The organism is Streptomyces sp. NPDC001020 (assembly GCF_053599115.1).
Genome location: NZ_JBSFLQ010000023.1, coordinates 22,829 through 44,194, shown reverse-complemented (window position 1 = coordinate 44,194; position 21,366 = coordinate 22,829). Strand labels below are relative to the sequence as shown.

The window sequence follows — 21,366 nt, the reverse complement described above, 5'->3', positions numbered from 1 at the left end:
AACACGAGAGCAGGGACTGAAAAGGTTCACACCGATCTACGGCGACGCCGCTTCAAGCGGCGGAGGAACCGGGGCGGACCGCGGTGCGGGCGGAGGAAGGGATTGAACCGGGGGACTGAAGGGGTCGAGAGACTCTCGGTCCCTGCTCGTCAGTCCCTGGGTATTTCCGCAGGTCAGAGGCGTTTTCTGGTTCCGTGAAGGGACTGTAGGGACTGAAGAGCGCAATTATGACGTAGACACAGGTTATGTATGTTCATATGCGCGCGCGCATACAACCACATATCAAGTACAGCTCATAATGGGCGAGTTGAGTCCCTCCAGTCCCTTCTGCGCTAGGAAAAACCGCCTGACCTGCAGAAACGTCCAGTGACTGAGGAGGGACTCCCCGCTCCGACAGCCCCTGTTGTTTAGTCCCTGAGGCGCTTCGGTCCCCCGACCGCTGCCAAATCGCCGAGTCTCGCGTGCGACCCGTGCCGTGTCCTTCGGTCCCTCGAGCCCTCTGGGTGCGAAACCCCCCAAGGGACCCAAGGGACCCAGGAAACTGGTAGAAACGGCACGCGGTCCCGGTGGACCTACTTTTTGACCTGATGGGCCATACACTCTTCTCGCATAGAGTCCCTTCGGTCCCTGACTGCGCGTCTGCCAGCCAGGTTTCCGTACAGTGAACGAGCAATGAGACGTGACGAGGACGGACCCGTGCCGCGCGAAGGTGAGAACCGCGAGAGTGCTGCCCGCGTCGAGCCCGCACCACCCCATGCAGCCGCCCGGTGGTGTGCTGCCCAGGGCTGGCCTGTGCACCCTCTGGCGCCAGGACGCAAGACCCCGGCAGGGAACTGTGCCGACTGCAGGAACAACAGGCACGACCCTGCTGACTGTGTCTGCTTGCCTGCGGGACGCCCTTGTCATGGCTTCCATGCAGCGACCACCGACCCGCACCTCATCGACCGCTGGTGGACCAGCAGCCCCGCAGCAGGAGTGGGGGTGGCCTGTGGTCCCGCAAACCTCGTCGTCGTCGACATCGATGCGCACGCCGCCCCCATGGCCGACCGATCGCGTCTGCTGCCCGGAATCCGGATTCCCGAACAGGTGAACCTCAACGGACTGGCTTCGGGTTTCGACACGTTGGCATTGCTGGCCGCTTATCGGGGCGCCGCCGACCCCGCACAGGACACCACAACGCTGCGTGTGCGCACCCCCTCGGGCGGCTTGCACGTCTGGTACAGCAACCCGGACCCTTCGACCCGCTTCCGCTGTTCGACAGGCTCAGGTCGCAACGCGGCGCTTGCCTGGCAGGTCGACGTGCGTGCCGACGGCGGCTACATCGTCGCTCCCGGCACGCAGACCCAGCAGGGCGTCTACCGGGCCGAAGGAACGGCCCGCAAGCCGGCCGTGCTCCCTGACTGGCTCAGGGCCGAACTCGTGCGCACGGGGCACCTCGTCGAGCCCCGGCCCGCCGCGGCACCCTGCGGCGAACCAGAAAGTACTCGTGCCCGTCGCGGAGCGCGGAAGGCGGCCACGGCCCACCAGGTGCTCGACCCGATGATCGCCGAGGTGGCCGGATGCGCCTCCGCTCCGGAGGGGACGGGGTTCTCGGAGAAGCTCAACCGAGCGGCATACACGGCCGGTGGCCTGGTCGGAGCCGGACACCTCGATCGCGCAGCCACGCGTGAGCGGCTTGTCCGTGTCGCCTGCTATGCCCGCCCCTGGCAGCAGACCAGGAATGAAACGATCGTCGACGAAGCGCTTGCCGTAGGGGCCGCTCGCCCTCTCCACCTCAAAGGACGTCCATGAGCAGCAGCGCCGAAGGCTCCCAGCGTTTTGATGCACAGGCTGTCGCTCAGCAGATACTCGACTTTCAGCTGGCGGAAGGAGCCACGCCCACTCGTCTGCCCACTCAGGCGACCTCCGAGATGCCTTCCCCGGTCCCTCGGCAGGCTGCCGTCAGCATGGCGCCACTGCCACCGTCGTTGTCGGACCGAGGCAACGCGAGGCTCTTCGCGCAACTCCACCGCGACCAGTTCCGCCACGTCGAGGGTCTGGGCTGGTTCGCCTGGGACGGTCACCGTTGGAAGCGGGGTGGGGGAGAGAAGGCAGCGCTCTGGGCAGCAGGGGAGATGGCCGAGGAGATGCCCGACAGCGACCCGCGCGGTGTGTTCAGCGACCGTGAGATCGCCCAGCACAGGCGGCGCACACTGTCCACGACGGGAATGAAAGCCTTGCTCACGCAGGCGAAGGCCTCGCCTGATCTCTCGGTGGATCCGGACAGCCTCGATGGCGATCCGTACGCTTTGTGCACTCCCGCAGGGGTAGTGGACCTGCACACCGGGTACCTGCGCAAGGCCGACCCCACACGTGACTTCCATTCCCGTGCCACCAGCGTCGCTCCCCAGAGCATGGAGACCCCGCGCTGGCATCGCTTCCTCGCCGACACCTTCGGGGACGACGACGAGGGCCGCGAGATGATCGACTTCTTGCACCTGCTGCTCGGCTACTCCATCACCGGTGACGTGGGCGCCCAGGTGTTGCCGTTCCTTCACGGCGAGGGCAAGAACGGTAAGTCGGTCCTGCTCGACATCATGATCCAGATCCTGGGTGACTACGCGGACGCCGCTCCGCCCGGCTTCCTGATGGACCGTGGCGCCTTCTCCGAACACTCCACGGAACTGACGGAACTGCATGGCCGCCGCCTGGTGGTCTGCAGCGAGCTCAAGCCGAACGACAAGTTCGACGAGGCCCGCGTCCGGCTTCTGACCGGCGGTGACAAGATCAAGGCCCGGCGGATGAGGCAGGACTACTTCTCGTTCACCCCCACCCATCACCTGTGGCTGCTGGGCAACCACCGTCCCGAGGTCTCCACGGGCGGCTTCGCCTTCTGGCGCCGCATCCGCCTACTGCCCTTCACCCGGACCGTGCCGGCCGCGCGCAGGATCGACAACCTCGCCTTCGAACTCGTCCGAGACGAAGGCCCGGGAATCCTGCAGTGGCTCATCGAGGGTGCGCAGCGCTATCTGGCCACCAGAGACCCTCTGGAGGGCCCCGACAGGGTCCGCATCGCCACAACCGCCTACGCCACCACAGAGGACCACATCGGGCGTTTCCTGGCCGAATGCTGCACGAGGGACGGTGACGCCGGCCGGGACCTTCGAGTGGAACAGGGCCTGCTGTACACGGAGTACAGCTCGTGGTGCAACGCCGGCGAGGGCATCAGGCCGGCGACCCCCCGGACCTTCGCCAACCGCGTCCGGCAGGAGGTGGGCGTGGCGACGCCGGCCGACATGATCAAGTCGAACGGCCGGAAGTACTACCCTGGCATCGCCCTGCTGGAGCACGCATGACGGCTGTCGTACACGGGCCATCGACACCACGCGACCTACACCCTTGTCGTCGCGCGCTCTACGATGGTCGGCAGGCCCCACATACGCCACGCACAGGGCGGTGCACGGGTCGGAGTGATATCGACAAAGGCCCGGCCACGTCTCCTTGGCCGGGAAGCACGCCGACGAAGGAGGGGCTGCAGCCATGAGTTCGCTGTTGACCGAGAGCGACCTCAGCCACGAGGAAGAGGTGGTGTGGCTGGAGAACCTCGAGGGGCTGGACTACGTCCGTCAGGCGCTGGACAAGACCCGGCGCCGCAACACCAAGCCTCCCTATGCCCGCGACGGGCGCATGGTGGGGTACGCGCTCCTGGATGACAACGCGACCCCCGACCCCGACAGCGGCCTGTACAAGCGCCGGGTTTTCTTCCTGCTGCCCCACGACCGGGACAGCCTCCCGGACGGTCTCTACCGCGAGGGAGCTCCCGGTGAAGCGGTCGATCCGCGCACCATCGCCCCGAAGAAGCCCGGAGCCAAGACTCCGAGATCACAGTGCGGCTCCGTGGTCATAGCGACATCCGCGCCGTGACGGGAGCCGCCGCAGGGGAGTGCGGGCGGGGACTGCCGACCTGATTCCCGGGGACCGTGTGTGCCACGAGACTGCGACCGGACACGACCGCAGGAGGGCCGCCCCCTGGAACGTACCGTCAGGGTGCGGCCCTTGCTCGATCAGCTTGCGGCGTCGCGGTGTTCGCGTCGGCCGCCTCAGCTGTGACGGCTACTGCGCTGTGTCGTTCTTCGAGTCGGTGGTCTGCAGAACGAAGTCGCGGACCGCATCACTGAAGGGCGCGGGTTCTTCGATGTGGCCCAGGTGACCGCTGTTCTCCAGGATGACCAGCCGGGAGTCGGGGATCAGTTCGTGCAGTTCCTTGGACCAGCGCGGTCCGCAGATCACGTCGTGCCGACCTACGATCACCAGGGCCGGTACGTCCAGTCCCTTGAGCGCGGCACGATCGTCGATGAGGTCCGGCGAGAGGTCCTCGTCCATTCCGGAGATGTACGCGGCCTGGATCGTGTTCCGGATCGGGGCGAACCGCTCCTCGTTGTCCCAGTAGTTCGCGAAGTACGACGGCAGCACTCCTCGGGCGACGGCGACGGTCGACTCGTCGTCGGAGATGCTGGACATCGCGCCGAACGCGGCGAGCACGTCGGCGAGTCCGGGGTGGTCGGCGTGCTTCGCCGCGAACTCCTGCACCCTGCGGCCCGCTTCCTCACCGTGCTCGGGCCCGGTGACCGGCGCGCCTCCGTACAGGACGACACCAGCGAGCCGCTCCGTGCGGTACAGAGCGTGGTAGGCCGCGACGAACGCACCGTGGGAGTGACCCAGAAGGTGCACCTTGGGCACGCCGAGGTGGTTGATCAGCACTTCGAGGAAGCGGCTGTAGCGGTCCCGGGTGTAGCCGTGCGGGTGGGAGGGGAGGCGGCCGGAGTCGCCGGTGCCGACGGGCTCCACGTAGACCATGGTCAGGTGCTGTTCCAGGAGCGGCATGCGCATGTACTCCCAGAAGATGCCAGGTCCGCCGGAGTGGACCACACAGACCGGGCCGCTGCCGTACACGTGGTAGCGCTGAGTGATGCCTCCGACCTCGAAGGCGTGAGCGCCGGGGGAGAGGGGGGCATCGGGAGACTGGGGGGCGGCAGCAGGTTTTGCAGGGGTGCTCACGTAACTCTCCGGTGGTGAGAAGGTTTCACTGGCACCGACATGGCACGGCGGGCGCCCCTGAAGTTCGGTTCGCTCGCTGTGATCCGCATCACACCTTGTGTGGGGCGAGTCGCAGAATCCCGAAAGCGCGTGGACGTACCGGCCCTGGCCGCGCTGGGAGCCCCGCAGTGCGCGGGGGAGAGGCCGGTCTTCTCGTCGTGTCCGGGGGCGGGTTCGGCTCGGCGGTCACTTCGTGGCGCGTTCGCGGGCCAGTTCGGCGGCCTGCCTGGCCGTTCCGCGGTACACCGGTCCGTGACCGGGCAGTACGGTGGCCGCCTCCACCTTCGCGAGCACGGACAGCGAGTCCAGGGCCCGTGCCCGGTCGGTGTGGAACATGCCGGGCAGCAGTTGCGGGCCGTAGACACGCGATGTGGGATGGGCGGTCACCAGGGCGTCGCCGCTGACCAGGATGCCGCTGTCGGGCAGGTGATACGCGCTGTGTCCCTTGGTGTGCCCCGGCGTGTGCACGGGCACGGGACCACCGGGCAGGTCGAGCCGACCCGGTGAGGGGAACGGCTGAGGTTCTGTGACCGGCACCTGCGCGGTACCGCCCGCTTTGAGGGCGTGCACGGCCCAGGGAACCACGCCGGGCTGCCAGGCCCGCAGGAGTACCTGACCAACGGTCACCTGGTTCAGGAAGTCCCGGCGAGCGTGGGGCACTTCCTGCTCGTGCATGAGCACCGGTGTGCCGTACGTGGTGCGCAGGTACTCGGCGGCCCCTATGTGGTCGTTGTGCGCGTGCGTGACGAGGACCGCGCTCACGGCTTCCGGAGCGAGCCCTACGGCGGCCAGGGAGGCGAGCACAGCGTCGCGGTCACCGGGATACCCGGTGTCGATCAGCGTGCAGGTGTCGCCGTCCGCGACGATCACCCAGTTGGTGTTGCTGCCGGAGACCAGATGGACGTTGTCGTCGACGCGGACGAGGGCGTCCGCGTGCAGGACTGTGTGCATGGCTTCTCCTCTTGCAGCGGTTGCCGCACCCGAATACGTGTGCGAGGACACAGGCTAACAACATGTTTGCTGTGCACCCGGGCGGCGCCCAGCACACATGTTCACTCAGGTGTCCCGGCGGAGGTAGCCGAGTATCTGGCCGGGCAGTTGGAGATCGTGGATGGTTCCATCAGCAGACGATGGTCTTCTGGTACGTCCCCCAGTTGATCACGTGGTAGAGCTGGTGCTTGTTCGTGATCGCCTTGCACCCCATGTCGGGGCCGTACTTCACCACGACGTTGACGTGCATCGTCTTGCCGCACGTGTTGTAGAGGTACACCTGCGTGTAACCCTCGGGGTGGGCGTACACGGTTCGCTGGATGCAGGCGGGAGCGGTGCTGCCAGAAGCTGCACTCGCAGCGGGGGCCACAGCTGCCCCGCCGCCGACCAGCGTTGCGGTTGCCGCCAGCGCAGCCAGATTCTTACGCATTCCCATGATCGATTTCCCCCTTTGATCGTCGAGGGCGGCGCGGGGTGGACCGCGCCGCCGGCTTGCACCACCGAGATTGCAGGGGAGCCGATGCCGGCTGCCAGGAATGGCGTGGGACTGAGGGCCTCATGGGACGTCCCACTCGCTGACCTGCTGGGACGGTTCTGTGTGTGAGATGGGCTGGGATGCGGTGGGACAGGCGGGCTGACCTGAAGGCCACCTGTGGTGGAGCCCGCCTGTAGTGGATGATTCTAATGCTTGGTCAGTTTGACTACTGGTATGGGGTGGAACATGTCACGTTAGCGCGAATTACCCGATTCGCTTGACGAGCGGGTGCGGAGACTGGTCGTTCAACTGCGCCGGCTGAAGGACCACAGCGGGCTGAGTCTGTTGTCGTTGCAGACCAAGACGGGCTACAGCCGCGCCTCCTGGGAGCGCCATCTCAACGGGAAGGCGCTGCCGCCGCGGCAGGCGGTGGAAGGGCTGGCACGGGTCGGCGGTGTCGACCCGACACGGCTTCTGGCGCTCCACGAAGTGGCTGAGGAGGCATGGCGGCAGGAACCCCATACGTCGGAGACGGCAGAGCCACCTCAGGCGCGGGATACGCAACGCACCGTGTCCGAGCTGCTGACCGGGGCTGGTGGTTCGGCTGCTGGTGAACGCCAATCTCCGGCGCGACCTGTCCGCATATCCTCCGGACATATGACCGGTGATGCCGTACTTGACGATGAGGATCTGCTGCACAAGGCCACTACGCCCTCGCCGCGTAGCCGAGGCCGGCCTGCCCCCTTGCATCCCTCGGACTTGGATGTCCTGCGCTATGTACTGGACTGCCCTGGCACGGGAACGAGCGCTCTCGCTCGCGAACTCGGGCTGCATGCAAGCAACGTCAGCACCACCGTGCGAGGCCTGGTCACCCAGGGCCTGATCCGCCGCGAACCCGATCCGCACGACCGTCGGGCCGTACAGTCGACCTACGACTGGCTGCGGGCCGCCGAGGCCAAGGACGAGTCAAGATCAACTACTGGCGACTTCTGGGCCTGCCTCGGCGCCCTCAGGACAACGCCACCGAACTGACTGCCTGAGCATCATGCTCAGCTACCTGTCGGTTGGTTCGCCGTTCGTTCACGGCACACCTCGAAGCGCGGTGATCCCCGTCGTCAGTGTTCCGGACTCGAGACACGTCTCCAGCGCGGCGGTCAGCTGCCGGATCGGGTCCACTCGGGGACAGTGGCTCACGTCCTGGACGAGAGCCGGCAGGATGTACCGCTCGGCGACAATCCACTGTGCGGCTTCCGCCTGGTCGTCGAACCGCTGCGGGCGGACGCCGGGACGTGGGGGAGGCAGGAGCACATCGGTGTTGTGCGGGGCGATCAGGGTGGTCGCCGCGTCGACGGTGTGGAGGTAGTGCTCGAACATCCGGGCACGCGCCTCGGAGAGTGTGTCCTGGCCATCCACATCGCGGCTCAGTTCGGCCGCGTAGACGCGCAGCAGAGCGTGGCAGGTGTACCGGCCGGGAGTCTGTTCCACGACCATGTGCCGGTCGATGAGTTCGGCCATGTGCTCGCGTGTCGTCCGCAGGTCGGTCCCCGACAGGCTGGCGGCGGCGGGCAGCGCGATGTCGCGGGAGGGGTGGAGACCAAGCAGCCGGAACAGGGTCGCGGCACCGCTGCTCAGTGTCTCGTAGGAACGCGAGAAGACAGTGCGGACATCCGTACGGGCGTCGCCATGGCCGGAGAAGGCGATGAGGCTGTCCCGGTTGTCGCGGAGGTCCTCGGCGAGTGAGGTGAGCGGGAAGTGCGGGTGCGTGAGGGCTCGCGTGCCGAGCAGGGCGAGGGTCAGGGGCAGACCGCCGCACAGGTCGACGATCTCCTCCGCCGTCGCCAGTGTCCCTCTGATCCGGTCGGTGCCCAGCCGGCGCTCCAGGAGTTCCAGGCCTTCCTGCCGGGTCATGGGGAGCAACGGGAGAAGTCGGGCGTTGTCGGTGACGGCCAGGCCCTCGAGCCTGCGTCGGCTGGTGACGATCGTCAGGCAGCCGGGAACCCCGGGCAGGAGGGGACGTACCTGTTCGCAGTCGAGGGCGTCGTCCAGGACGATCAGCAACCGACGCCCCGCCAGTGCGCTGCGGTAGACCGAGTCGAGTGCCGCGTTCCCGGGTGCCGGGTCCGGCATCGCACCGAGCGCGCCGAGTACCTCGGCCATCGCCAGGTTCGGGTCGAGAGGCGGCTCCGAGGCATGGTGTCCTCGCAGGTCGATGTAGATCTGCCCGTCGGGGAAGTGGTCGGCGACCAGGTGGGCCCAGTGCACGGCCAGCGTCGTCTTGCCGACACCCGCCATGCCGCAGATGGCCACGGTCGTCGCCGGCGGGTGGCTCTCGCCTTCCAGAGGCAATGACATCAGGCACTGACTCAACGCTTCCCGGCGCCCCGTGAAAATCGGGTGGGCCGCGGGAAGTTGTGCGGGCCGCATGAGCGGGTCGGCCTGCGGCACCGGATTGCTCTCCGCACGCGGAACCCTGCGACGCAGCAGGTGCTGCTGGGCTGAACGCAGGTCAGGGCCGGGCTCGACACCGAGTTCCTCGGCCAGCGTGCGTCGGATCCGCTCGAACTGCTGGAGTGCTTCGGCCTGCCTGCCGGTCGCGGCGAGGGCGGCGATGATCCGGGAGTGGATGGCCTCGTCGAAGGGGTGGCTGTCGACCGCGCGGCGCAGTGCTGTCAGGATCTCCTCTGTCAGCGCGGGTGCCGCCGTCAGGACCACGTCGGCAGCCTCCTTCGCCGTCGCGACGTATTCGTGTCCCACTGATGTGAACAAGGGGTGCTGTGCCACGTAGGTGCCGGTCGCGACGGTCGGGCCGCGCCACAGGCCCAGCGCCTCGATGAAGTCCTGTGCGGCCTTCGAGGGGTTACCGGCCTCGATCATGAGTTGTGCCTGTGCGCGAAGGTCCCGGAAGCGAAGAAGGTCCGACGTGGAGGAGTCCACGAGGAGCCGGTATCCGTCCGTGGCCCGTACGAGGCGCTTGGCCTGGGTCCGGTTGTGCAGCTCGGGCTCCAGCGTTCTGCGCAGAGCACCGATGTGACGGTGCACCACGTTGACGGCACTGGGTGGCGGATCTTCATCCCACAGGATGTCCACGGCCTCGCTCAATGTGAGCGGCCCCGGGGCTCGGAGCAGCAGCAGCGCGAGCAGGGCCCTCCTCTTCGGCGGGCCGATTTCCAACTCGGTGTCGCCGCGCCGGGCACACACGGTACCGAGAATCGAGTAGCGCACTGTTGCGTCCATCTGGCGGCTGCCTCGCTGTTCCTTCCATGTCAGGCGCGTTGAGCGTCGACCTTGAGTAACCATTCTAACTGGTTATTGTGGGTGTCTCGTCTGTGGGGTGCCGTCCGTCAAGCGGGTGCCGTAGAACGATGGGAGGGATGGGCGGGCCGACGATCACGTCCTGCGCGCAGGCGTTCCGTGTGCCGTCTGCTGCTGGCACGCACGTTCGGCACTCCGCCGACCCGAAGATCCCACAGGTGTCACCGCAGTTCCCGGCGACCAGAGGTGTGACCTCGTGGCAGTGTGCCCATTTCGACGTCATGGACACGATGGAGCTCAGCCGCGATGTGTGCCGGAGCGGCATCGGTCTGATGAGCAAGCTGCTGTTCGGGCCCGTCCGGCCGCCGACCTGCCGGCGACGGAAACGCGGGCAGCGACGCAGTCTCCGATGGCCTTCGCACTGCGGGCGCCGGGCTCGGCGGACGGCCGGACGACTTCGCGGTGAACGGCCTCGGAGGGCGGGGGAGTGGTCAGCGGTTCGACCGGGACGTCGAGACGTGTGCCGTGACTGGCGGGAATGGTGTCGAGGGATATGACGCACGGCCGTCGGGGGGTGGCGTGTGGCCCGCATGTGTCTCTCGGGGCTCTGCCGGTCGGCGATCGACCGGGACATGCAGGCGCGCGTCAGTCGGCGTTGCCCGACGCGCCGACCCCTTCCTCCGAGGTCACACGCCCTGCGGCTCCGCGAGGGTGTACATCACCGATCGCTGCTGCTTGTGGCGTCGGACCCGCCCCTTGGCGACGAGTGACTCGAGGGTGTTACGGACTACCTGTGGGGTGGGTGACCGGTCCGGGTGCTTCTCCATGAGTTCGTCCCGCAGTTCCTTCGCGAGACGCGCCTCGTCGTAGGTGGCGAGCAGGTTCAGCAGGAGGTCTCCGAGCAGAGGCTTCCGCGACCTACCCTTCGCGGCGGCCTTCGCCGTCGTGGCCCCGGTCGTCGTGGCCCCGGTCCGCCCGGCCGTGGACCGCGCCGCGCGCCGCGCCGGTGCCTCGGCGGAGGCGGACCGCACGCCGGACTTCGCCCGTGCGGGGACCGGTTCCTCCTGCGCCTGCTCGGGCAGGGGAGAGACGTCCACCGAACCCTCGTACCGCTCGGCGAGAGCCAGGATGTCCACCAGGAGGGCTTCCTCCTGCTCCAACATCTTGATCTTCTCGGCCAGTTCCCGCTGTCGGCGACGGTTCTCTTCCAGGTCCGACCCGGCTTGCTCCACGTACCGCGATCGGAGCGTGGCGGCTGATTGGCTGGTCACAACCGTTCACTCCCTGTTAATCGATGACGTTGCGCATGCTACCTACGCCGAGGCGTCCGTGCAGAGGAACTCTGACGACACGTGACAGCTCCTCAGGGCCGCGTTGCTCGTGACGGCACTTGCCTGTGCACCGGCTTCAGATGAGATATGCCCCCTGAAGTGTGTCACCGGACCGTCCGCGATGACCGGTCTCGGCGGGATTGTGGGATTTCGCGGCAATCTTCATTTCCATCATAGGGAAGACGTGGGGATGTGGGTATGCTCCGTGCCGGTAAGTCACACCCCGGCCGCATCCGATCGCCGGTACACGGAACGAGAAGGTGCCTCGCACCCCGCGTGGGCCGGTGTGCGCCTCATGGGCCGACCCCGGGGACAACGGTGTGGCCGACGTTCATACGGCCGTACGTCGGCGGCACCGAGGCGAGTGGCCGGTCAGCGGGCGGCGGAAGCCGGGGTGTTCTTTTTGCGGGCGCGGTAGGCGGCCGCCTTGATCTTGTTCCCGCAGAATTCCATGCCGCACCACTGGCGCCGCATGCCCCGGGAGCAGTCGAGGTAGACGCGGGTGCACCCGGGGCTACCGCACTCCTTCAGCAGACGTACATCGGGCCCGCCGAGCAGTTCGACGGCGTGCCGGGCCACGGTGGAAAGGGCCTGTTCGGGCGTCGCCGCCGTCCGGCGCCCGGGCGGGGTGAGCTGAGGCGCCGCCGAGGGTCCGCGTGCTGCGGTGTTCACCGCGGCGAGCGCCTTCTCGTCGTACCGCTTCCCGAGGCGTCGGGCCGTCACCAGCCGGTGGATAGCCTCCCGGATGATCTTCGCCTGCTGAAGGTCGACTTCCTCGGCCGGAGTGACCGAGTCGACCAGGCCCGATTCCCGGTACCAGGCATCGAGTCGCTCTGGCGTTGTGAGCATGTCGATGGGAGTCGAGTGCCGGGTGCACAAGGTCGCCGCGAAGTCGAGTGCGGGGTCTCCGCACACGAATACATGGTTACGTTTCATGTAACCATTTTGAAGGGTGACGTTGATCGGGTGCAAGGAGTACGCTGCCGTCGTACCGGGCGGTGAAGACCGCCAAGAACCGCCGGGGTCCGGTGCGGCGGCGGACGGGCGTGGTCCGAAACAACTACGACAACGTGATCGATTCTCGGCGCTGTGGCATTGCCGGTGCCTACGGCGTCGGCAATGCCACAGCGGGGCGGATCACACGCCGGGGGCTGCGGCCTCCTTCAGCGTGCCGTCGGCCAGCCGCAGCCAGCGCTCCACCCGGATCTCCGCGAGGAACCGCTCGTCATGGCTGACGACCACGAAGGCCCCCTCGTAGGAGTTCAGCGCGCTCTCCAACTGGCCGGCGCTGACCAGGTCGAGGTTGTTCGTCGGCTCGTCGAGGAGCAGCAGCTGCGGGGCCGGTTCGGCGCACAGGACGCAGGCCAGGGTGGCGCGCAGCCGTTCGCCTCCGGAGAGCACGCCGACCGGGAGGTGGGCCCGGGCGCCCCGGAAGAGGAAACGGGCGAGGATGTTCATCCGCTCGGCCTCGGGCCGCTCCGGCGCGAACGCGGCGAAGTTCTCGGCCACGGTGCGGTCCAGGTCCAGCAGGTCGAGGCGCTGCGAGAGGTAGGCGATACGCCCGTCGGCCCGCTTGATCTGTCCGCCGTCCAGGGGGAGATCGCCGTTGATCAGGCGCAGCAGTGTGCTCTTGCCGGCGCCGTTGGGACCGGTCAGCGCGATGCGCTCGGGCCCCCGGATGGTCAGGTCGATGCCCTGTTCGGCGAAGACGGCCTCGCCGCCGTGCCGCACCTGCATCTCCTCCCCGAGGAAGAGGTTGCGCCCTGCGGGTACACGAGTGTCGGGCAGATCGAGGGTGAGGCGCTGCTCCGTTCGCACTGAGCGCTCCGCCTCGTCGAGCCGGGCCTTGGCCTCGCTGACCCGGGCCGCGTGCATCTGGCCCGCCCGGCCCGCGGACTCCTGGGCACCGCGCTTCATGTTGCCGGCGAAGATGCGGGGCAGGCCGGCGTTCTTGAGGTTGCGTGCGGCGTTGCTGGCGCGGCGGTCGGCGCGTTCGCGGGCCTGCTGCAGCTCCCGCTTCTCCCGCTTGAGCTCCTGCTCGGCGTTGCGGACGTTCTTCTCGGCGACCTCCTGCTCGGCCCGTACGGCCTCCTCGTACTCGGTGAAGTTGCCGCCGTAGAAGCGCAGTTCGTCGTGGCCGAGTTCGGCGATGCGTTCCATACGGTCGAGCAGGGCCCGGTCGTGGCTGACGAGGAGCAGGCAGCCCTTGAAGTCCTCCAGCACGTCGTACAGCTTGTGGCGGGCCGCGGCGTCGAGGTTGTTGGTGGGCTCGTCGAGCAGCAGCACGTCCGGCCGCTTCAGCAACTGGGCCGCCAGGCCGAGGGAGATGATCTGGCCGCCGCTGAGGGTGCTCAGGTTGCGGTCCAGGGTGAGGTCGGCCAGGCCGAGGCGGTCCAGTTGGGCGCGGGTGCGCTCCTCGATGTCCCAGTCGTCGCCGATGGTGGTGAAGTGCTTTTCGTCGACGTCCCCGGATTCCACGGCGTCGATGGCCTGGATGATCGGGGCGACACCCAGCACCTCGGAGACCGCGACATCGCCGATCAGGGGAAGAGTCTGCGGGAGGTAGCCGAGAGTGCCGCTGACGGACACTGACCCGGTAGCGGGTTTGAGTTCGCCCGCGATCAGCTTGAGCAACGTGCTCTTGCCTGAGCCGTTGGGGGCGACGAGGCCGGTGCGGCCGGAGTTCACGGTGAAGGACAGGTCGTGGAACACCGGGGTGTCATCGGGCCAGGTGAAGGACAGGTTCGAACAGACGATGGATGCGTCGGACATGGGAAGACCTTGAGATCAGCGGCGACAGAGACACCTCTGCCCCGGTTAGACAGGGGAACGTGGATGCGACTCAGCGGCCACGAGGCGGTGCTCCTCGGCACCGGCCGGCGGCCGTCAGGTCCGGGTCTCACCCGGAGATGTCGTCGTCACTCACCATGTCTGGTCGGCTGCTCCTAGCTGCACGGTTCAACGTCCCGGCCAGTCTAACAGCTCGGATTTGGCTGCGTAGGGGCACCTACGCAGGCGTGAGATCACACGTTTGGGTAATTCCGCACGACGGGAACGGCGGGCACCTTCACGATCTGCCCCTTCGTCGATGTCGTTGACAGTCCGCGAAACGGCATGCCACTATCGTCACCAGTTAAAGTGGTTATACGGGTAGGGGCGGGCGACGCCACTTGGACACATGTGTGTCGATCGCGACGGGAAGCGCGTCGCCGGACCGTCGCCACGTACGTCGAAGGAGCAGGGAACATGGCAGAAAAGCCGAGACAGCGCGCCGACGGCGCACCGGTGGGGCGGCGCGCCCTGCTGGGCATGCTCGGCGCGGGGGCCGCGGGGCTCGCCGCCGCGCCGTACCTGCAGCGCGGTTGGGAGGGGTTTCTCGGGGCGGCCTCCCAGGTCGATTCGACCGGGCTCACCGGCCTGCTGCCCAACCCGGGCGGCTTCCGGTACTTCAGCGTCGTCGGTTCGGTGCCGCACAAGGACGAGACGAACTACGCGCTGACGATCGGCGGCCTGGTCGACCGGCGGAAGACCTACTCGCTCCCCGAGCTGCGAGCGCTCCCGCAGACGCGGGTCGTCCGAGACGTCGTGTGCACTGATGGCTGGCGCGTGGACGACACGCCCTTCGAAGGGGTGAAGCTGGCCGATCTCCTTGACGCCGCCGGGGTGCGCTCCGAGGGCCGGGCGGTCCGGTTCACCTGCTTCGACGGCGCCTACAGCGAAAGCCTCACCCTGGAACAGGCCCGCCGCTCGGACGTCCTGGTGGCGCTGAACATGCAGGACAAGCCGATCACCCACCAGCACGGCGGCCCGGTCCGCCTGTACGTGGCGCCCATGTACTTCTACAAGTCGGCCAAGTGGCTTTCCGGCATCGAGGTCACCGACAAGGTGATCCCCGGCTTCTGGGAGGAGCGCGGTTATGCGGTCGACGGCTGGCTCGACGACGCCGACCGGCGCGATGACGCCGCCTGAGCGGCCCGATCGGGTCCGCCGGTTCAGCACCGCCGAACGCATGGTCCACCGGGCCACCGGCTGGCTGATGCTGTTGTGCCTTCTCACCGCGGCCTGCCTGTATCTGGGCCCCATCGCCCAGCTCGTCGGCCGGCGGCCCTTGATGGCCATGGTCCACAAGTGGTCGGGCATCCTGCTGCCGGTGCCCTTCCTGCTGGGACTGCTGTCCGCGGATTTCCGCGCGGACCTGCGCAGGCTGAACCGTTTCGCGGTGTACGACAGACAGTGGCTGCGGGCCGCCCGCAGGCGCCTGAAGTCACCGCAGGCGCGCCCGGCGGGCAAGTTCAACGCCGGACAGAAGCTCTACGCGGGCTGGATCGCCGGTGCCGTGCTGGTGATGATGTTCACCGGTCTGCTCATGTGGTTCATGGGCCTGCTGCCCTTCATCTCCCGCACCAGCGCGATCTTCGTCCACGACCTCCTCGCCTGGGCGATCACGATCGTCCTGGTCGGGCACACACGCAAGGCCCTCGAGGACCCGGAGGCGCGGCTGGGTATGCGCACCGGATACGTCAGCCGCTCCTGGGCGGAGCGGTACCACTCCCGGTGGCTGAACGAGGGCCGCGCTCGCGACGTCCCGGGCCGGGCGGGCGCGCATTCGGCGGCGCGACCGTCACGCCACCGCCGAATGACGTAAGCGATCCGGCCGACATGTGTCTGCTGAACGTGTGTGTCCGGTGCCCCGACCGGTGTGCACGTCGCCGGCCAGCCTCTTCTCCCGGGGCCCATGCCGCCGGGGCTGTGCGGTGGTTGTCGGACTCTCCTGCACGGGCGTCCCGCAGTTGACCGTCAACTGACGGATGTGCTGACGGAGTGTCCACGGTCAAAGTGGGTGGAGTCGACCTGGGTGCAGTCCTCGGCGCACGAGCCGCGCTTCACCCTTGTCGTACCCGGCAACCGTCTTGGCTTCATCACCTCTTGACCGGTGACACATCTTCGTGCCCACCTCTTCCCGATTCCGCTGAGCCGTAGACACATGTTCATGTGTCGTTGCTTCAGGCAGGCACCTACTTTCTGGATAGGAACGTCAATGAGACGACTTCTGACCGTCCTCGCGGCCGGCGTGCCGCTGGCCGCGGCGGTGTACCTGCCGACCGCCTCGGCGGACACCGGCGGCTCCACCTCCGCTCCGCGCACCTGTTCGACGATCTCCGTGAAGGCGCCGGCCGGGACCAAGGTGGAGAACGTGACCTCGGTCAGCCGCCCGGCCGGGACCGTCGACGTGCCCGCGGTCTTTCCGCTGGACGCCGTACACGTCCCCGACGTCCCGGCCTACTGCGACGTGACCGTCACACTGACCCACCCGGGCGACGGCGACCACGCCAAGGTGAAGGTCTGGCTTCCCCAGAACTGGAACGGCCGCCTGCAGACGACCGGCGGCAGCGCCTTCGCCGCAGGTGACTACGGCGCGGGCCTCGCGGGCGCGGTCAAGAACGGCTACGCCGCCGCGACCACCGACGCCGGCGTCGGCACCTATCTCGACACCAGCTGGGGCCTGAACAGCAAGGGCCAGGTCGACACGGCGCTGCTGAAGAACTTCGCCTCCCGCTCCGAGCACGAGGCCGCGGTCGTCGCCAAGGAGGTCATCGGCGACTTCTACGGCCGGGCCGCCTCCTACTCCTACTTCAACGGCTGCTCGACCGGCGGACGCCAGGGCTACATGGAGGCCCAGCGCCACCCCGACGACTACGACGGCATCCTCGCCAACGCGCCCGCCATCAACTGGGACGAGTTCGAGGTCGCCACCCTGTGGCCGCAGGTGGTGATGAACGAGGAGAAGACCTACCCGACCGGGTGTGAGTTCGACGCCTTCAACACGGCCGCCGTCAAGGCCTGCGATGCGCTCGACGGCGTCGAGGACGGTCTGGTCGAGGACCCGAACCGCTGCGACTTCGACCCCCGCAAGCTGATCGGCACCACGCTCGAGTGCGATGGCAAGCAGGTGACCGTCACGGCGGCCGACGCGGCCGTGGTCCGCAAGATCTGGGACGGCCCCCGTACCGCGTCGGGCAAGAAGCTGTGGTCCGGCATCCCGATCGGCGCCGACCTGAAGTTCCCCAACCTGGCGGGCACCCTGCCGGACGCCGACGGCAACCTCAAGGGCGTGCCGTTCCCCGTTCCCGCCTCCTGGGTGTCGACATGGCTGAAGAAGCAGCCGTCGTTCGACGTCTCGACGATCACCTACAGCCAGTTCACGCGGCTGTTCAAGCAGTCCCAGGCCGAGTACGACAAGGTCATCGGCACTGACGACCCGGACCTGTCGGCCTTCCGCAAGTCCGGCGGCAAGCTCCTCACCTGGCACGGCCAGCTCGACCAGCTCATCCCCACCCAGGGCACGGTCGAGTACCGCAAGCAGGTCGAGCGGCGGATGGGCGGCGCCCAGCGGGTCAACGACTTCTACCGTCTCTTCCTCGCCCCGGGCACGGCCCACTGCGGCCTCGGCGCCGGCCAGACCGACGACCTCGGCGCCCTGCGGGCCTGGGTCGAGCACGGCAAGGCCCCCAGGACGCTGACCGCCACCCTGACCAACTCCACCGGCCGGCAGGTCACCCGCGACCTGTGCGCCTACCCCCTGGTCTCGCGCTACCAGGGCCACGGTGACCCGGCCGCCGCCAGCAGCTTCCGCTGCGCCCCCGCTCACCGGCACTGAACTGCTCCACGAGTCACCCGAGTAAGACCCATGAGTACCGACACCGCGACACCCGGGACGACCACGGTGGCCGGTGGCGTTCCTCGCTGCTGAGGCCGTACGCCACGGGCAGCGGCGTGTTCTTCATCGCCCAGGCCGGGCTGCTGGGCCGGAAGGCCGCCAACCGCGCACCGCCTGAGCCTCTGGAAGTTTGTCCCGGTCCGCACCCACGAGGGCGCGGACCGGGACGTTCTTGTTTCACCCCGCCGCCGCGCCGTCGCCCTCGGCTTCCCGCGCGGGCGGACTCACGACCGCGCCGGGCTTGCCATGTGCTCGGCCGGCCGAGTATCCGCGCGGTCACACATCCCGGTCGGCCAGAGCCGTGCCCAACGCGTCGCGCAGCGCCGCGCGGGAGGTGATGCCCAGTTTGGGAAACACCCGGTACAGATGGGAGCTGACCGTGCGCGGGGACAGGTGCATCCGTTCGCCGATCTCCCGATTGGTCAGGCCACTGGCGGCGAGATCGGCGATCCGGTGCTCCTGCCAGGTCAACGAGGCCAGGTGCGCGGAGGAGGCGCGGGTGGACAGGCCGGAAGCACGGAGCTCGGCGCGGGCCCGCCCGGCCCAGGCCGAGGCCCCGAGCCGTTCGAAGGCCTCGGCCGCTCGGGTCAGCACAGGGCGTGCGGCCCTGGGGCCCTGCGAGTGTCGGAGCCGGATGCCGTGGGCGAGCCGGATCCGCGCCAACTCGAACGGGAAGCCCGCCTGGGCCGAGACGGCCTCCACCCGCTCGTACATCTCGACGGCCTCCTTCTCCTCGACCGCCGTGATCGCCAGTGCCCCGTAGGTGATCAGAGCCAACCGGGGCGAGATGGCGGGCAGGTCCGCCTCCTTCGCGGCCAGAGCGTGTCGGCGGGCCTGTTCCACGCGGCCCGTGTGCACCGCCGCTTCGACGAGGTCGAGCAGTGTGCGTGAGGCCTGATGGGCACAGGGCTCGAACGAGCCGGGAGACGTGATGCCGATCGCGTACAGGTAGGCGGTTTCGTAGTCGCCCTCGCTCAGCGCCGCGATCGTCCCGACCGCGTCGGCGATCTGGGTGAGGAATCCGACGCCGCGCGGGCGTGCCCAGGAGTCGACGACGCTCAGCAGTTCGCGCGCGCGTTCCACATCGCCGCGCAGGGCGGCGAGGAGGGCCAGGTACGCGCGAGTGTGGTGGGCGAAGAGCGCGTGCTGGTGCGCCGTAGCCAGTTCCAGACCTCGTCGTCCCGTGCTTTCCGCGGCGTCCCATTCACCGACGGCCACCTGGTCGAGCATGATCAGGTGCAGCATGGTCAAGCCGCTCGACATGGCCCCCGTCCGCAGCTCGCGGTCCGCGGCGCGCTGGAGGTAGGGGCGGTACTGGCTCAACGCGTCGACGTGGTAGGCCGCCACACCCAGACGCGTGACCTCCCACGGTTCGAGGTTCGGGAGGTCGGCCAGAGCGCTCTCCACCCGCTCGTGCACACCGGCACCATGACGCACCACGTCGCTCCAGGCGTCGAGATAGATCAGTGCTCTCGGCGGAACCAGGTCGCCCAGCGATTCGACGAGTTCGCGGGCCTCCTGCCAGGACGCCTGGTCGCCCGCGTACTGGCAGATGGCGATCAGCAGAATCACCAAGCGGGTCAGTATCTCGTCCGGCCCGCGCACCCCACTGTCGCGCATGCTCTCGATGGCCGTCACGACCCGGCGGCGCGAGGACCGTACGTCCCCGTCCTGGTACAGCGCGAGGTAGGCGGAAGTCACCACCGACGAAGGCGATTCGCTTCTGCCGGGCGCGATGTCGGAGTGTGCCAGTCGCTGAGCCTGGTCCAGCAGGGCGGCCTGTCCGGCGATGAAAGCCGCGTCGCCCAGCCGCCTCGACCGGTCCTCGCGGTTCTCGCTCAGCTCCGCGGCGCGGGTCAGCCAGGTCATGGCCGCGAGCGCGCCGCCGCGTCGGATCGCGGAGTCCGCCGCCGCCTCCAACTCGGCCGCGACCTCCTCGTCGGGATCCACCGTCGAGGCCGCCAGGTGCGTGGCGCGCCGCTCGATGTCGCCCTGGTGCACCCGTGCGAGGGCCGCGTGCGCCGCGCGCCGCTCGTTGGGAGTCGCTGTCTGGACGACGGTGGAACGCACCAAGGGGTGGCGGAAGACGAAGTCACCGCTGAGGGGGTCGACGTCCAGGAGGCCGGAGAACGCCGCCTCGTCGGCATCCATCATGCGGTACCGCGTGCCGCCGCCCGCGCGGCCGGCTTCCCTTCCCGCCCCGACACCGTCCAGGGCGCCGCGCAGCAGTTCCGCGCGCACGGGGTCGCTGAGGCCCTTGATACGTGTCCCGTATACGTGCTGGAGCCGACGGGGCAGCGGGACGCCCTGGTAGCCGGACAACTCGTCGGCGCCGCGCCCGGTCTGTCCGCCGCTCAGGAAGGGAGGCAGCTCCAGCAAGGCCAGTGGATTGCCCTGGGCCTCGTCCAGGACCACCCGGCGGATCTGTGGGTCCAAGCCGGGGTGGCGTGTGTCCAACAGCCGCTCCGAGTCCTGTTCCGACAGGGGCGGCACATGCAGCTCCGGGAGGGCGGCCGTGTCGAACCGTGACGGGATCTCGGAGCGCAGTGCGATGACGAGCTTCACCGAGCTCCCGGTGAGCCGGCGTCCCGCGAACCCGCACACCTCCGCGCTGGAGGCGTCAAGCCACTGGCCGTCGTCCAGTACCAGCAGGAGAGGTCTCTGTGAGGCCGCGAGGGACAGCAGATCGAGGACGGCGATGGCGAGGGTCATCACCGATGGGGGCTTGCCTGCGCTCCGTCCGAAGACGACGTCGAACGTCGCGCGGTGCGCGTCGTCGAGCCGGTCGATATGGGAGAGCAGGGGGTGCAGGAACTGGTGCAGACCGGCGAACGGAAGGTCCGACTCCGCCTCGACTCCGGCAGCCCTGATCACTCTGTGGTCTTCCCGCGTCGCGAGATGGGCGACGTGATGGAGCAAGGCGCTCTTGCCCACGCCCGTCTCACCCCGCAGCACCAGGGTCTGTCCCCCGGAGTCGCTCACGAACGCGGACAGTGTTCCCCGCTCGCTCTCACGGCCGATCATTGCTCCGCCGAGTGACTCCACGGCCCCGCTCCCTTCACCGCCGGACCGCCTTCGGTCCGATCACACCCGTGCCGGCCGGCCGCGCCTGCCGTGGGTACGGGCGCACTTCACGTCGGCCGTGCTTCCGGCGCCGCCTTGCGGCCGAAGGCCGGTCCCGCTCGCGAAGGGCGGCGGGATCGACGAATTCCGGAAGGCCGTCCGAGTGGCTGACCGCGCACACATACGGATCGCGACTGGTTTTCACACGTACACACACGTTCACACACGTCCACAGATTCGGAGACGACCGGGGAAGGGACGTACAGGCCTGTGTCCGCCCAGGGGCAGAGGTGTCAGCACTGCCCTGTTCTCTTCCTCTGTTCTATCCGAATCTAGCCACGCAGAGTAGACGCCCGTCACCGCTCACGTCATCCGGAAAGCCGGAAAGTTCGCATGATGGGCACCTTCCGCGATGTCGGAATGGACATCCTGCCCGGTATTCAACAAATATGTCCCCCCGT

General features: G+C 68.2%; 15 protein-coding genes. 7 read left to right on the top strand and 8 right to left on the bottom strand.

From position 1 onward, the window contains the following. Positions 1-672: 672 nt before the first annotated feature. From ACWDEX_RS22260 to ACWDEX_RS22250, 3 genes are all read left to right on the top strand, one after another. Positions 673-1,791, top strand: a complete 1,119-nt coding sequence (locus ACWDEX_RS22260) for a bifunctional DNA primase/polymerase (RefSeq protein ID WP_450465496.1) — start codon at positions 673-675, stop codon at positions 1,789-1,791. Further along, the gene (locus ACWDEX_RS22255; RefSeq protein WP_450465494.1) at positions 1,788-3,335 is read left to right on the top strand and encodes a DNA primase family protein; all 1,548 of its coding nucleotides are present in this window, start codon (positions 1,788-1,790) and stop codon (positions 3,333-3,335) included. The genes ACWDEX_RS22260 and ACWDEX_RS22255 overlap by 4 nt, the downstream gene beginning before the upstream one ends. Positions 3,336-3,519: 184 nt before the next feature. After that, positions 3,520-3,903 (top strand): DUF6009 family protein, encoded by a 384-nt coding sequence (locus tag ACWDEX_RS22250; protein ID WP_450465492.1) that lies wholly within the window; start codon positions 3,520-3,522, stop codon positions 3,901-3,903. A 189-nt stretch (positions 3,904-4,092) separates the two neighbouring features. On the opposite strand, the gene ACWDEX_RS22245 is transcribed toward ACWDEX_RS22250, so the two are convergent. From ACWDEX_RS22245 to ACWDEX_RS22235, 3 genes are all read right to left on the bottom strand, one after another. Continuing rightward, complete coding sequence (locus ACWDEX_RS22245) at positions 4,093-5,037, bottom strand: alpha/beta fold hydrolase (protein ID WP_450465491.1); 945 nt, start codon at positions 5,035-5,037, stop codon at positions 4,093-4,095. Between the two features lie 225 nt (positions 5,038-5,262). After that, positions 5,263-6,027, bottom strand: coding sequence for an MBL fold metallo-hydrolase (locus ACWDEX_RS22240; RefSeq protein WP_450465490.1), 765 nt, complete (start codon positions 6,025-6,027; stop codon positions 5,263-5,265). Positions 6,028-6,196: 169 nt separating this feature from the next. Next, complete coding sequence (locus tag ACWDEX_RS22235; protein WP_450465489.1) at positions 6,197-6,502, bottom strand: hypothetical protein; 306 nt, start codon at positions 6,500-6,502, stop codon at positions 6,197-6,199. 327 nt (positions 6,503-6,829) lie between these two features. Between ACWDEX_RS22235 and ACWDEX_RS22230 the strand changes: the two genes are divergently transcribed. Beyond that, positions 6,830-7,573 carry a MarR family transcriptional regulator gene (locus ACWDEX_RS22230; protein WP_450465488.1) on the top strand — a complete coding sequence of 248 codons (744 nt, stop codon included), beginning with the start codon at positions 6,830-6,832 and terminating at the stop codon, positions 7,571-7,573. A 48-nt stretch (positions 7,574-7,621) separates the two neighbouring features. Here ACWDEX_RS22230 and ACWDEX_RS22225 read toward each other — a convergent pair whose 3' ends face one another. The 4 genes from ACWDEX_RS22225 to abc-f all read right to left on the bottom strand — a co-directional run bounded on the left by ACWDEX_RS22225 (position 7,622) and on the right by abc-f (position 13,896). Continuing rightward, complete coding sequence (locus tag ACWDEX_RS22225; protein WP_450465487.1) at positions 7,622-9,775, bottom strand: AfsR/SARP family transcriptional regulator; 2,154 nt, start codon at positions 9,773-9,775, stop codon at positions 7,622-7,624. Positions 9,776-10,479: 704 nt separating this feature from the next. Continuing rightward, complete coding sequence (locus ACWDEX_RS22220) at positions 10,480-11,064, bottom strand: hypothetical protein (RefSeq protein ID WP_450465486.1); 585 nt, start codon at positions 11,062-11,064, stop codon at positions 10,480-10,482. Positions 11,065-11,496: 432 nt separating this feature from the next. Beyond that, a complete protein-coding gene (locus ACWDEX_RS22215; protein WP_450465484.1) occupies positions 11,497-12,060 on the bottom strand; it encodes a CGNR zinc finger domain-containing protein in 564 nt (187 codons plus the stop codon). A 201-nt stretch (positions 12,061-12,261) separates the two neighbouring features. Further along, positions 12,262-13,896, bottom strand: a complete 1,635-nt coding sequence (gene abc-f, locus ACWDEX_RS22210; RefSeq protein WP_450465483.1) for a ribosomal protection-like ABC-F family protein — start codon at positions 13,894-13,896, stop codon at positions 12,262-12,264. 474 nt (positions 13,897-14,370) lie between these two features. Here abc-f and ACWDEX_RS22205 point away from each other — a divergent pair, with 474 nt between their 5' ends. From ACWDEX_RS22205 to ACWDEX_RS22195, 3 genes are all read left to right on the top strand, one after another. Continuing rightward, a complete protein-coding gene (locus tag ACWDEX_RS22205; protein WP_450465482.1) occupies positions 14,371-15,093 on the top strand; it encodes a molybdopterin-dependent oxidoreductase in 723 nt (240 codons plus the stop codon). Then, the gene (locus tag ACWDEX_RS22200) at positions 15,041-15,769 is read left to right on the top strand and encodes a cytochrome b/b6 domain-containing protein (RefSeq protein ID WP_450465481.1); all 729 of its coding nucleotides are present in this window, start codon (positions 15,041-15,043) and stop codon (positions 15,767-15,769) included. Before ACWDEX_RS22205 ends, ACWDEX_RS22200 begins: the two co-directional genes overlap by 53 nt. A 393-nt stretch (positions 15,770-16,162) precedes the next feature. Then, a complete protein-coding gene (locus ACWDEX_RS22195) occupies positions 16,163-17,782 on the top strand; it encodes a tannase/feruloyl esterase family alpha/beta hydrolase (RefSeq protein ID WP_450465480.1) in 1,620 nt (539 codons plus the stop codon). Positions 17,783-18,118: 336 nt separating this feature from the next. On the opposite strand, the gene ACWDEX_RS22190 is transcribed toward ACWDEX_RS22195, so the two are convergent. Beyond that, positions 18,119-20,866: an AAA family ATPase gene (locus ACWDEX_RS22190; RefSeq protein ID WP_450465575.1), complete on the bottom strand. Its 2,748-nt coding sequence runs from the start codon at positions 20,864-20,866 to the stop codon at positions 18,119-18,121. Positions 20,867-21,366: the final 500 nt, after the last annotated feature.